This is a genomic window from Photobacterium sp. WH24, from assembly GCF_019204055.1.
Taxonomy (GTDB): Bacteria; Pseudomonadota; Gammaproteobacteria; order Enterobacterales; family Vibrionaceae; genus Photobacterium; species Photobacterium arenosum.
In genome coordinates this window covers 122391-135611 of sequence record NZ_JAGSOZ010000012.1, presented here as the reverse complement: position 1 = coordinate 135611, position 13221 = coordinate 122391, and the positions used below count along the sequence as shown (strand labels likewise).

The window sequence follows — 13221 nt, the reverse complement described above, 5'->3', positions numbered from 1 at the left end:
GCTTATAATTTATCAATATAGTTTTCGCACCAGATGTTGATAGGCTCTTCTGGGTCTAAATACTCAACAGTATCAATTTCAAATGGTGGAATGACACAATTACCATTGCGATTTTCCAATATGCTCTGGATAGTTCTGCCTGAATTGCAGAATGTCGGTCCATAGCCACTGTCACCAAATGAGATGATGGCATAGTTGATGTCATTTAGATCTTCTTGACTTTCTTTTATCTCATCAACAAAAGGAGTTATATTTTGAGGAATATCTCCCTGACCGGTTGTTGCAGTCATAATGAGTAATAGATTTGATTTTTTAATATTTTCCAAAGAAGAACTTTCAGTGACTTCTGACACATAACCATACTTGTCTAACTTTCTGGAAATATAATTCGCCATTTGCATCGTACTGCCATAAACAGAACCGACGATAATAAGAATTCTTTTCATGAATGAACCTTTCTATGTTTCTATAAGTTAATTGGTTAATTATTTATTCAATTGAATTTTAATAAGTTTTTTCTTTAGTGAATATGAATTTAGGATCATGCATTACGCTGAGTGCTAAGTTGACTTTTTCCTGGTCAAGACTTGCGATTAAGTTGTTTAATGATGTTCGTGCCTCTTGTTCAGATGATGAATTTGTTTTCCATACATGCACGACTTGGCTGTCATTTGGAAATGGTGATGGGGATTGCCATCCACAAATGGCTAGCTCCCAGCCTAAACCAGATGCAATTTTTCGACTTAACCAGCCGACATGTATTTCAAACTTTTCCTTGTCATTAAAACGAACATTAAGTAATGAAACGAATTGAACGGTCATTATTGGGTACTCATGTGGGTTAAATAATTGCAAGTTTTCGATTTTCCAACTTCATCTATTGCTTCTAGCAAACCATGAATTGTTTCTTCAGTTGTATTGAGGTTAACAATACAGAGACGAATTAAATATTTATTATTCACCCATGTGTGGGAGGGAAAAAAATCCCCGAGCTGATGTAAGTCATCGATTATTTCCTGATTGATTTTATTCAGATTAGTTTCTGATATAAATTTTTCATCTGTCGCAAGGTTAGGGTTAAATCGTAGTGTTACAATACTTAAATGACAGCTATATGCTTCTATATTCGGATGATCAAGTGCAAGCTTATAGGCATACTTCGCAAGGTGGATATCTTTTTCAATCATCTGTTGATAACCAATTCGGCCAGCGATCTCCAAACTCAATTTAACTTTGAGTGCTCTAAAACTGCGAGTTGTCTGTATTCCTAAATCACGAAACTGGAGATGGTTGGAGAAGGTCAAATCATCGGATGAATAATAGGCACCTGATTGATTAAATGTGTTGAACAAAATGTTTGGGTCTTTGACTAAAATGCATCCAACATCTGCGGCTGCATACATCCATTTATGCGGATCAATCGTGAGTGAATCACTAAACTGCATACCTTTGAGTGCCTCACTATATTCTTGAGATAGTACAGCAAACCCACCGTAAGCTGCATCAATATGAAACCAAATATCTTCTTTCATGCAGATATCAGATAAAACAAGCAATGGGTCAATGACGCCAAGTGAAGTACATCCAGCAATACCAATAACCATAAGTGGTATGTATCCATACTCTTGGTCATGTTTAATTTTTGTTTTTAAATCACTGATGGAGAGAGTATGTTCCTGAGTTGTTTCGATATACTGAATACATTGATCTGGTAATAACCCTGAAATACTGACAGCAGAAGAAATACTGCTATGTGAATACTTGCTGACGTAGACGCGATATTGATTTAAATCTACAATATTTTGAGTTCTTTTCTTTTTTATTGCAGCTTGCAGCGCGATTAAATTAGCTATGGAGCCGCCACTGACAAAAAGTCCGCTCCCTGTCTCGGGATAACCGAGTAATTGGCACATCCACTTGATTGTTTGAGCTTCAATCATGGTTGTCAGGTGAGACGTAGAAGCACTTGTTTGCGGTGCGCTGATTGCAGCAGCAAGGAAATCAGCCAAAACAGAAACATCACTAGCTGCACCCATGATATACGCTAAGAAACCGGGATGTGAGGTGGATACAGCCTGTGTGGTTAATAATTGAATATATTTTTCAAAGGTGCTGACAGCTTCGCTTCCATGATAGGGCATGCGTTCCAAAGCGGACAGATCACTGTACTGTCGATCGGTTAATTTTGGACGGACCTTTTGTGTGTAGCGTGGGTTTTCTTTATTAGATAGGTAATCAACAATTTCGGCGCAAATTTTCTTAATTTGCTCCGGTGCCAAATTCAAAGATGAACCGTGAAGCTGATTTTCTTGTTTCATAAAAAATACTCTTAAGCCTCCTCAAGTGATGGAGATTCTGGTGTTGCGTAGGGAGCTGGAGATTTAAGATTATTCACATCAGACCAGGTTTCATGAATATGCTTCCATACTATTCCATTGGGTGCTTTGTTTTTCTCAGAAAGCAAAGCTGTCGTGAATCTCACATTGGTTTCGCCATCAATTTGACGCCATTCAGTATATTTAACGAGTATGTCTTTATTATTCAATAACACTGGCGTGAAACCAGTAATCCAAATTTTGGCATTAAGAAATTTCCCATGTGCGCTATTAAACCTGTTTTCAAGGCAGTGAAACGGCTCAATAAGGCCATCAGGTGATAAAAGTTCACCGAACTGATCAAAACGACTCGATAATAATTCTTTGTTTTCCGATGTGTTGCTAATTTCCCCTTGGAACCATTGCTGAAGAAAGTCATGCAGGTCATCCACTTCTTTCTTACATTTAGTAAGGATATTATTGCTCTCTATAGCTTCGGGTGAATAATTCGTTTTAAAGTTAAATGCCCATCTTGTTGGACCTAAATTTTTTATCGATTCAAGACGGCTGATGCCATCCTCAATGGTTGGTATTTCACCTTCTTTAATCCACCACAGCGCAGTAATAGGACCGTTTAGATTATGAAACCAAGTCTTACCTTTACGAAATAACTCAACATGATTACTTTTAAATACAAACTCTCTCAGATTTTCTATAGAATCCCAGACAGATAAATTAAGGTAAATATTCGGGTCTGAGTAGCCACGGAAAGATGTAGAGTTACCATCATCTGATTTTAATCGCCAGATGAACCCTTGGCTTTTATCTGCAAGTTCATTTATTTCTGTGAGCCGTGAAACAAATCCTTGCATTTTTTCATCAGAAAAAGAATAGCGAGCCAGTGAAATACTGAATTGTGCAAGATGATACTTATTTTTGTTCATGTTAGCCTCATTGAATTTCTAAATTGAAATACTCTTACTAAAAGCCATTTCAGTTGCTACTGAGTTTGCACCTGCTGAAATGAAGTCTAAGAGTTTATAATGCGGATATCTTCTTGAGATGATTTCAACAAAAATAGATTTTTCATCATCAGTTAACTGACTTCGCCCTTGCGAAATTGATTGGATTTCATTTTGATATAATTTTATGTAACTAATTTGTTTTTCAATCAAAAAGTAAGCTTGGTCTGGTTCACCATGCCCAGTGAATATAATACAACTTTTGTGTACTTTTTCTTTAATTTTTTGGAGCTTAGAGATCCATAATGAACTGTGTCCATCATTCATAAAACTGTGCATATTGTTGAAAACAAGATCTCCAACAAAGATAATTGAATCGTGATTCCCAACTTTAATCAATAAGTCACTGTTGGATTCACCTTTACCAATTTCTTCAAATGAGAATCTTATATTGTCGAAATATAATACTTCACTTCCTTGAATGAATCGGTTAGGTGGTATTTTCACTTTTGGCCACTCGTCACCAAAATAGGGGCGCCATTTCTTCTCTTTGTCGTCAAATGAATTGATAATAACTTCGGATGACTTTTCTGTTCCATAAATTGAAATGTGATGATCTTCACCAATGATAGTACTTAGCCCATTATAGTGGTCCGGATGAGGGTGTGTGATGATAACGGCAGAGAGTTCTTTACCTATGCTTATAATTGACTGCTTTACAAATTCAGCTTCGCTGATTGTCATCATTGAGTCAATAAGAATAACTGAGTTTTCTGTTTCAACGATGAAAGCATTCGTGAAGAAAGTTTTTTCAGATGAAGTTACCATGTGTACTGAAAAATTTTCTGCATGATAGTCGAAAGTTTTAATGCTACATGGTAATATCATTTTTCTTCCTTGTGTTAATTTCTTTCATGAGTCCCCAGATACCTTGCTCTTCCGTATGAAGCGAAGTATGTTCTTTCATATATCGATTCACTAACGGCAGTTTTGTTACAGGAATGCTTGGGAAGATATGATGTTCACAATGGTATCCACGTGGAAGTGGGGAAATTAATAATTTAGTTAATAATCCATCTTTTCGACTTCTGGTGTTTATTTCAACCTGGGCAGATTTCTCTTCCCAGTAATGTTCTGTAATGTCATGGAATCTCAGGATCAGAGGATAAATAGTGTACATTGGTAAAATCCAGTAAACCAAAAACACTTCCCAGAGTGAGAGATATGTAATTATAGAAAATGAAAGGATATAAAACATAAGACTTAGTTTTCTTTCGTTTTCCATTTCCTGATCATCTTCAAACGAATAAAACAAATGACCAAAGTGTTTACGATGATTCTTGTAAATTTTCCCTTTACTATTAATGTAAGATACTTTGTTAAAAAATAAATCCAAGAAGCAGTCTTTTACACCTTCCAGTGTTTTCAATATAATCTTAACTAAACTAGGGGAGGATGCTGTATCTCCACGCATTTCTCTTCCTACATAATTGGGGTCATCCTGAGTGAAAAGGTGCTTGTGATGCAGCATATGAATACGGCGCCATTGAGTAAATGACCAAGCTTCCGGATGATGAAACATGACGTAATTCGAAAGAATAGTCGCAGTATATATGTTTTTTGACTTATCTTTAAATAATGAAAAATGGCTGGCATCATGATTCAATATGTAAAGTGCATGCTGTTGAGACGCAATAAGGATGATAGCGAATAAAGTGATCCAGACAGAATCAGCATGAACTGCAACATAGATGTAAGTAACAATTAAAGAAAATATAAGTAAATACAAGAATGCACTACGAATGCCGTTAGGTTTATATAAATCTAAAATTTGTCTTTTGACATCTGATGGCAACTCGTTTCGCAAGGATATCTTTTTACTAACACTTTGGTCAAAAGTTGAATTTATAATATTCATGTTCTAGATATCTTATTGTCTATTAGTTGTTATTTCGTCTGTCAGACACGGTTTGTCCATTAACGCCCCAGTTTTCTGTTTCAATTTTCTGAAGTACAATATAGGTACTTTCTGGTTTTTTATTTAAAACCTTGACCATAATTTCTGTAACTTGTTCGATAACTTGTCGTTTTTGGTGATCTGTTATTGAATCAATATACTGTATGTTTACGATAGGCATCATAATTTCCTTGAACTGAAGCAAGAGCACAAATATGACAATCTCATTCACGTGTTAGTTGATGAAAGGTTAATGATATTCATGCTCTTACCTGGTATTTTCTATGACGATTATGCAGCTTTTACTAAATGATACGAAGATTCATTACTTAAAACTCGTTCATATAGACGATCTAGAACTTTATGAATGGTATCTAATCTGCGTAAACCGCCTAGTACAAGGGCTTGCATTTGTTTTGCATCGTGTTTCAAAATTGGCATGGCAACATGATCGAGCAAATCATCTGCATGGACTTCATCCACTGAAGTATGCTCAATGTGATAGTGGAGATCATAGTCATTGAAGCCTAAACGCCTAAATCCATCGATAAGATACTGGAAACGCCCTGGGATCATCAATTCTGTGGCTAACAATGCACCCACGAGCTCTGTATGCTTTGTACGATCAAGTGCCAAACTTAGGTACATATTAATGAGCTCTAACTCTTCACAGATGAAAAGCTCTGTATTTTCAAGATAGCAACTTTCATCAATATTCAGGGCTTTCATCATTCTTGCCCGCAGTTTACGATGGACTTTTTCATCAATTCCACGTCCAACTTCGTCCCAGTAATTCTTCACGAACTCGACTTTGATACCACCATAGATACCAGGCAGGAGATAAGCGATGATGTCACCAAATAGCATTTCAAGCGGTGTTTCCTGGAAGAAGAACTCTTTGGATTGCTCCAGATTGGCTTCATCACGTAAAAATGTAAATACCGGGTGAAGTTCATTTGATTTGTGATTGGCGACTGTTGTTCTTATCCAATCCGGAAAATCATCAACACTCGGTAGATCTTGAATTTGATCCTTGTAATTGTATTGAATACTTTTGTTCCAAGCTTGATCAATTTTATATTTTATTAAAACAATTTTTGGATGATGTATGTTATGTGCTTTATTAAACCAAGCTACAGAAAGATGTGCTATATTAATTTCATAAAGTACTTGATGTACGGTTAAGATGCTCTTCTCATCAACATCTTGAAATGCCGACTGCAGTAAACTTTCCAGCTGTTGAATGAAAAGATTATATTCATTGTCAAATTCAGAGTTGTCGAGGTTTTTTGAGTAAATAAAAGCCCTAATTGTTTCCAGCATACATTCACCTTTTCGTTATAATTTCAGTTAGTCAGACTTAACAATAATTGATGCTATTTGATATTGTTCAATTTGCAATCGTTTAATTTTCATTTGATTTTATGTGCGACTCACTTCAAGTAGTTATGAAAATGTTACCTTTATCATTTAGTCATTAATTATTTGGTTTGTTCCATGATTGTTTGAAAGTTAAAGTTATTAATTTCATTATCATGAGGTGTAAACCCATTAAATGTTCAATTTGTTGCATATTTTCTTGTGTGAATTGACTGGTGATTACTGTTTTTTAGGGGGGGCTGGGTTCGATAAGCAGATTGTGTTGTGGGATCTGAGGGGGAACATGGAGAAGGTGATTCATTATGATTTCAATTTTTGATTAAAACAGATGTAAAGACTGCAGGTACGCGTGTTGTCTGTAGCAAGTTTTATTGTTTTTAAAGTCTTCATAAAAGTTGGCTGCAATTATTTTTGTATGCTCTTACTCATACGAAGTTTATTGTCTTGTTTAGTGCGGAAAGTTTGATTGTATAAACTGGAAAAAATATTAAATACGGACTTAGATCTTTAACACTGCTTATTAGATGGTGGTATTGTCTTTAGGATCTCATCATCGTTGTCGCTATGTCCAGTGCTTACAGGAAATGGTGGTACTTGTAAAGTTATTGCGTTGTGTTCTGATTTTGTCGCCGTTATGAAATTTTGTTTCTCTGTATCAAGATTCATGACAGTGTAACAAATCGCTATCTGTGAATGATTCGACGTTGTGGTGTTTGTTGCGGGCGAGGCCGTTAACAAGAGTAAAAGACCGCCATATTGATCCCTTACCTTTGGCTGAGATCTTAACTATCGCTGTTTTGGATACCCAGTCCAGATTTTTGCAACGTGACTACGCATCGTTCTGGCGGATGCGTTTGGTGTACATGTGGCAAGTATCTGTTGAGGTTTGTTTCATTCAGAATGACCACTTTTCATTTCGTGTATCTGACAGGGCGTTACTTCAACAACAGATTTCTGGACAGAGCTGTATTTGCTTTTACAGTAAGCAGTCAATTCAAGCCTGACCTGCATCACACCGGCAATTTTTTTAGCAAATACACAGCTAAGTGGCGATTGAGTTTGGATTTAGCACCAGCTTTCTTTAATATGTATCGTTACGCGAATTTATCTCCCTGAAGGACGCCACCAGTGTGTGGATGAGGAAACGATGCAACATCTAGAAGAGATTATTGCCAACGCAACGGCAGCAATTGAGCAGGCTGACTCAGTCGCTGCTCTGGACGAAGTCCGTGTCCATTATATGGGTAAGAAGGGTGAACTGACCCTTCAACTGCAAAGCCTGGGTAAGTTGCCACCTGAAGAGCGTCGCGAAGCCGGGCAGCAGATTAACCTGGCAAAGCAAGCTGTTCAGCAGGCAATTGCCGCTCGTAAAGACGCACTGCAACGTGCCGAGCTTGAAGCCAAGCTGGCCGCAGAAACCATCGACGTGACCTTGCCTGGCCGTCGTATTGAAAATGGTGGTCTGCACCCGGTAACCCGTACTATTGAGCGTATCGAAAGCTTCTTTGGTGAACTTGGCTTTACCGTTGAGTCCGGCCCAGAGATCGAAGACGGTTTCCATAACTTTGATGCTTTGAACATTGCCAAAGATCACCCGGCTCGTACCGATCACGATACTTTCTTCTTTAATCCTGAGCTGATGCTGCGTACGCACACTTCTGGTGTACAGATTCGTACCATGGAAGCCAGCCAGCCGCCGCTGCGTTTTATTGCGCCAGGCCGTGTGTACCGTAACGATTACGATCAGACCCATACCCCAATGTTCCATCAGGTTGAAGGTATGCTGGTTGATGAAAACGTCAACTTCGCACAGCTGAAAGGCATCCTGCACGAATTCTTGCATAACTTCTTTGAAGAAGATCTGGAGATTCGTTTCCGTCCTTCATACTTCCCGTTTACTGAGCCTTCAGCTGAAGTGGATGTACGCCGTAAAGGCGGGAAATGGCTGGAAGTGTTGGGTTGCGGAATGGTTCACCCTAATGTACTGCGTGCCGTTAATATCGATCCTGAGAAATATTCAGGTTTCGCATTTGGTATGGGTGTCGAGCGTCTGACCATGCTGCGTTACGGTGTGAATGACCTGCGTGCATTCTTCGAAAACGATCTTCGTTTCCTGAAACAGTTCAAGTAAGCATTAGGGGCTAGCAAATTATGAAATTTTCTGAATCTTGGCTACGCGAGTGGGTCAATCCTGCTAACAACAGCGAAGAACTAGCTCACCAGATCACCATGGCGGGCCTGGAAGTTGACGGTATTGAACCTGTCGCAGGCAGCTTTAGCGGTGTTAAAGTCGGTCAGGTTGTTGAATGCGGTCAGCACCCGGATGCTGACAAACTGCGTGTGACCAAAGTTGATGTGGGTGAAGAAGAGCTGCTGGACATCGTCTGTGGTGCGCCAAATTGTCGTCAGGGTCTGAAAGTTGCTGTGGCAACTGTGGGCGCTGTTTTGCCTGGCGATTTTAAAATCAAAAAAGCCAAACTACGTGGTCAGCCTTCCCATGGCATGCTGTGTTCTTTCACTGAGTTAGGCATTGATGTGGATTCAGATGGCATTATGGAACTGCCGGAAAGTGCTGTGATTGGTACAGATTTCCGCGAATTCCTGAGCCTGAACGATGTCATCATTGATGTCGATCTGACACCAAACCGTGCTGATTGCCTGAGTATTGCGGGCCTGGCGCGCGAAGTTGGCGTATTAAATCGTGCTGAAGTGACCCCGCCATCCTTTGAGGCTGTTGCTCCGGCCATTGACGATAAAATCTCTATCGAAGTGAAAGCGCCGGAAGCGTGTCCGCGCTATCAGGGACGTATCGTCCGCAATGTGAACGTGAAAGCGGAATCTCCGTTGTGGCTGCAGGAAAAACTGCGTCGTTGCGGTGTTCGCTCTATCGACCCAATCGTTGATATTACCAACTATGTGATGCTGGAACTGGGGCAGCCAATGCATGCGTTCGATCTGAGCCAGATCGACGGCGGCATTATTGTTCGTATGGCAGAGCAGGGTGAGAAACTGACCCTGCTGGACGGCACTGAAGCGGAACTGAATAGTGACACACTGGTGATTGCCGATCAGTCAAAAGCACTGGCTATGGCGGGAATCTTCGGTGGTGAGCACTCAGGTGTCAGCGAAAACACCAAAGATGTGCTTCTGGAGTGTGCGTTTTTCATGCCGGATGCCATTCGTGGTCGTGCTCGCAGCTACGGCCTGCATACCGATTCGTCTCATCGCTTTGAGCGTGGCGTGGATGCTGGCCTGCAAACCAAAGCAATGGAACGTGCTACTGCCTTGCTGGTTGATATTTGCGGTGGTGACGTTGCGCCAGTCGTAGAAGCTGAATCTGAACAGCACCTGCCTCAGCAAAACAGCATCGTACTGCGCCGCAGTAAGTTAGACAACCTGCTGGGTCACTTCGTCTCTGATGAAGACGTCGTTGAGATTCTGAGCCGCCTTGGCTGTATGGTCGAACCTACTGACACTGGCTGGCGTGCAGTTGCACCAAGCTGGCGTTTTGACCTGGCCATTGAAGAAGATCTGGTAGAAGAAGTTGGCCGTATTTACGGTTATAACAATATTCCTGCACAGTCGCCGGTTGCTGCGTTGAGCATGAACCTGCACCAGGAAGCCAACCTGCCACTGAAACGTGTTCGCGATCTGCTGGTTGGCCGTGGTTATCATGAAGCGATTACTTATAGCTTTGTTGAGCCAGAACAGCAGAAGCTGATCGTGCCGGATACGGACGCGATCATTCTGCCGCACCCGATTTCTGCTGAAATGTCGGCAATGCGCCTGAGCCTGTGGTCGGGTCTGCTGAACACAGTTGCCTTTAACCAGAAGCGTCAGCAGCCTCGTGTGCGTCTGTTCGAATCAGGTATGCGTTTTGTTCCTGATGCAGCTGCTGAAAATGGTATTCGTCAGGAAACCATGCTGGCTGGTGTGATTGCCGGTGCACGCAGTGAAGAGCATTGGGATATCGCGACAAACACCGTTGATTTCTTCGATCTGAAAGGTGATTTGGAAGCGGTTCTGGAACTGACGGCCAAAGAGACTGAGTTGACATTTACCCCAGCTAAACACCCGGCTCTTCATCCGGGACAGTCAGCGGTTATCGTCGCAGATGGTAAGGAAGTTGGCTTTATCGGTACGGTTCATCCTGAGCTGGAACGCAAGTTCGACCTGAACGGACGTACCGTTGTGTTTGAAGTTGAGTGGAATGCTATCGCAAGTCGTGCGATTCCTCAGGCTAAAGCCGTGTCTAAGTTTCCGGCGAACCGTCGTGACATCGCGGTAGTGGTTTCAGAAGAGGTTGCTGCTGGTGATGTGTTGCAGGTTTGCCAGGCGCATGGTGGCGAGTTGCTCACTGATGTGAACCTGTTCGATGTTTACCGAGGTAAAGGTGTTGAGGATGGCCAGAAGAGTCTGGCGATTGCTTTATACCTTCAATCTGCTGACCGAACGTTGGAAGAAACGGATATTAATGGTGCTGTAGAGTCGATTGTTGCGGTTCTGGGCGATCAGTTTGGTGCAGCGCTTCGCGATTAACTCACTGTTATTATTTGATAATTGATGAAAAAGCAGCCGATAGGGCTGCTTTTTTTTGATTTTTTTTCAGTTAGGGCTAAGATTTTGATAAATAGTAAAAATTCTCTGTGCGATTCAGTTTTGTGGTTTTATTGACTGCAACTGACTTTAATTTTGGTTTTTATTGTTGCTGCTCGACAAGCGTAAGCACAACCAGGTGCATGTGTGCATGCTTGTCTGGAATATAAGAATCAATCATTTTACGGTAAGTTTACCTAAAAAAGTTGGCGGAAATCAGCTAGTTGGCATAAACTTGTCTCTAGTTAAGGTCAGCCGCTGATGTGAAGGCACTAATGCACTTTAGTGCATGGGTGGGCAGCCTGGCTACGCATGAAGTATTCGCAGTAAGCATAACTGATATGTTTACTATTCGTTCAACATAGTCTTGAGGGAGTTATCTATGGCGCTCACAAAAGCCGAGTTGGCTGAGAACCTGTTTGAGAATGTCGGACTAAGCAAACGGGACGCCAAGGATACGGTGGAAGTCTTCTTCGAGGAGATCAGAAAGGCACTTGAGTGTGGTGAACAGGTTAAATTATCCGGTTTTGGTAATTTTGATCTGCGCGACAAAAACGAGCGACCTGGACGAAATCCTAAAACCGGTGAAGATATTCCAATCTCGGCACGGCGAGTGGTGACCTTTCGCCCTGGTCAGAAGCTTAAAGCACGCGTTGAGAATATCAAAATCGAAAAATAAGTGGTTTGAGCCTACAAGAAACCCAAGTAAGCGAATTGTTTACTTGGGTTTTTCATTATCAGCATTAAAAAGTGCATACCCTGGTCTCATTCTTGCCTGCAGTCATCAATATAGTGTTGAAACTATGTAGCCAGGATGTATAGTAAAAGCAGTTTATTTCACTGATTTTCTTTCATCTTTTAGTGTTCTTTATTGGTTGTTATTTGTGCAATCATGAATTCGCCTGTAAGAACATGCCTGTTACAAGGACGAGGAGGTATAATGGCTTTGTTAAAGGCAGTGCAAAACGGGGAGTTTCTTTCTGCGACTCTGGATTTATCTTTGCCGTTTGAGGCGGGGGAATGGCAGTTAGAAAATGGTGTATTGTGTCAGTTAACGGCGCGCGGTGTTTTAACCGTTATTCCGCCTGGATTATCCGCTGCCAGTAAAGACATCGTCATTTCATCTGGGGTACACGGTGATGAAACCGGCCCGATTGAACTGCTACAGCAGTTAGTGAAAAAAATCCTGCTTGGCGATCTAATGCCTGAACATCGTTTACTGCTGATCATCGGTCACCCAGAAGCCATTAATGCACATACCCGCTTTATTGATGAGAATATGAATCGGCTATTTGGCGGTATCAATGATGAAAAGAATGTTGATTGTAGTCGCGCCAACTTACTTCAGTGCTCAGTTGATGCATTCTTCCAGAACTCGCCTTTAAAGAATGCCGAACGCTGGCATTTGGATCTGCATAGTGCCATCCGTGACTCACAGCACTACACCTTTGCGGTCAGCCCTTTTAGTGAACATAAAACCCGTGGTTTAGCGCTGTTTAATTTTCTGCATCACGGTGAGATCGAGGCAATGATGCTCTCTGGTTCCGCGGCACCAACATTCAGCTGGTACAGTGCTCAGAACTATGGCGCGCAGGCACTGACGATGGAGCTGGGCAAGGTAGCACGGCTGGGTGAGAACGACTTAGAGCGGCTAGAAACCTTTAATCAGGCGATGCTCGCACTCGTTTCACAACAATCACTGCCAGACTATCAGGGCGACAAACAAGTGTGTGTGTATCGGGTAACCCGTACTCTTACTAAGCATACAGATCAGTTCGCTTTCACCTTTCCGGCAAATCAGGCTAACTTTACCTACTTTGAAGAAGGTGCGGTGCTGGGGAGCGATAACGGTGAAGAATACGTGGCTGCCAAAGGGGGAGAGTCTGTCGTTTTCCCTAACCCCAATGTGGCGTTGGGACAACGGGCTTGTTTGCTGGTCAAGCAATCAGACGTTGATCTGACTGATCAGGTCGTTGCTAAGTTCTAAGCGCTAAAGCTCAGACGGACTGAA

The 13221-nt window shown here is 41.4% G+C and carries 12 protein-coding genes; 4 read left to right on the top strand and 8 right to left on the bottom strand.

Annotation, left to right across the window (positions count from 1 at the left end):
- Positions 1 to 2: 2 nt before the first annotated feature.
- The 8 genes from KCG43_RS15295 to KCG43_RS15260 form a co-directional block, all read right to left on the bottom strand.
- Positions 3 to 446 (bottom strand): flavodoxin domain-containing protein, encoded by a 444-nt coding sequence (locus KCG43_RS15295; RefSeq protein ID WP_218385986.1) that lies wholly within the window; start codon positions 444 to 446, stop codon positions 3 to 5.
- A 58-nt stretch (positions 447 to 504) separates the two neighbouring features.
- Positions 505 to 822: a hypothetical protein gene (locus KCG43_RS15290; protein ID WP_192016713.1), complete on the bottom strand. Its 318-nt coding sequence runs from the start codon at positions 820 to 822 to the stop codon at positions 505 to 507.
- Entirely contained in the window at positions 822 to 2318 is a 1497-nt protein-coding gene (locus KCG43_RS15285) for an aminotransferase class V-fold PLP-dependent enzyme (RefSeq protein ID WP_218385983.1), read from the bottom strand. The genes KCG43_RS15290 and KCG43_RS15285 overlap by 1 nt, the downstream gene beginning before the upstream one ends.
- Positions 2319 to 2329: 11 nt before the next feature.
- Positions 2330 to 3259 (bottom strand): DUF3291 domain-containing protein, encoded by a 930-nt coding sequence (locus tag KCG43_RS15280; RefSeq protein ID WP_218385980.1) that lies wholly within the window; start codon positions 3257 to 3259, stop codon positions 2330 to 2332.
- A gap of 18 nt (positions 3260 to 3277) precedes the next feature.
- Positions 3278 to 4165: an MBL fold metallo-hydrolase gene (locus KCG43_RS15275; protein ID WP_218385967.1), complete on the bottom strand. Its 888-nt coding sequence runs from the start codon at positions 4163 to 4165 to the stop codon at positions 3278 to 3280.
- Positions 4149 to 5195 (bottom strand): fatty acid desaturase, encoded by a 1047-nt coding sequence (locus KCG43_RS15270; protein WP_218385965.1) that lies wholly within the window; start codon positions 5193 to 5195, stop codon positions 4149 to 4151. The genes KCG43_RS15275 and KCG43_RS15270 overlap by 17 nt, the downstream gene beginning before the upstream one ends.
- 22 nt (positions 5196 to 5217) lie before the next feature.
- Positions 5218 to 5418, bottom strand: coding sequence for a 4-oxalocrotonate tautomerase family protein (locus KCG43_RS15265; RefSeq protein WP_218385963.1), 201 nt, complete (start codon positions 5416 to 5418; stop codon positions 5218 to 5220).
- A gap of 107 nt (positions 5419 to 5525) precedes the next feature.
- Positions 5526 to 6557 carry an iron-containing redox enzyme family protein gene (locus KCG43_RS15260; protein ID WP_192016708.1) on the bottom strand — a complete coding sequence of 344 codons (1032 nt, stop codon included), beginning with the start codon at positions 6555 to 6557 and terminating at the stop codon, positions 5526 to 5528.
- 1204 nt (positions 6558 to 7761) lie between these two features.
- Between KCG43_RS15260 and pheS the strand changes: the two genes are divergently transcribed.
- From pheS to KCG43_RS15240, 4 genes are all read left to right on the top strand, one after another.
- Positions 7762 to 8745: a phenylalanine--tRNA ligase subunit alpha gene (gene pheS, locus KCG43_RS15255; protein ID WP_120510918.1), complete on the top strand. Its 984-nt coding sequence runs from the start codon at positions 7762 to 7764 to the stop codon at positions 8743 to 8745.
- A gap of 20 nt (positions 8746 to 8765) precedes the next feature.
- Positions 8766 to 11153 (top strand): phenylalanine--tRNA ligase subunit beta, encoded by a 2388-nt coding sequence (gene pheT, locus KCG43_RS15250; RefSeq protein ID WP_218385961.1) that lies wholly within the window; start codon positions 8766 to 8768, stop codon positions 11151 to 11153.
- A 439-nt stretch (positions 11154 to 11592) separates the two neighbouring features.
- Complete coding sequence (gene ihfA, locus KCG43_RS15245) at positions 11593 to 11889, top strand: integration host factor subunit alpha (protein ID WP_027252117.1); 297 nt, start codon at positions 11593 to 11595, stop codon at positions 11887 to 11889.
- Positions 11890 to 12150: 261 nt separating this feature from the next.
- Positions 12151 to 13197, top strand: a complete 1047-nt coding sequence (locus KCG43_RS15240) for a succinylglutamate desuccinylase (RefSeq protein WP_218385959.1) — start codon at positions 12151 to 12153, stop codon at positions 13195 to 13197.
- Positions 13198 to 13221: the final 24 nt, after the last annotated feature.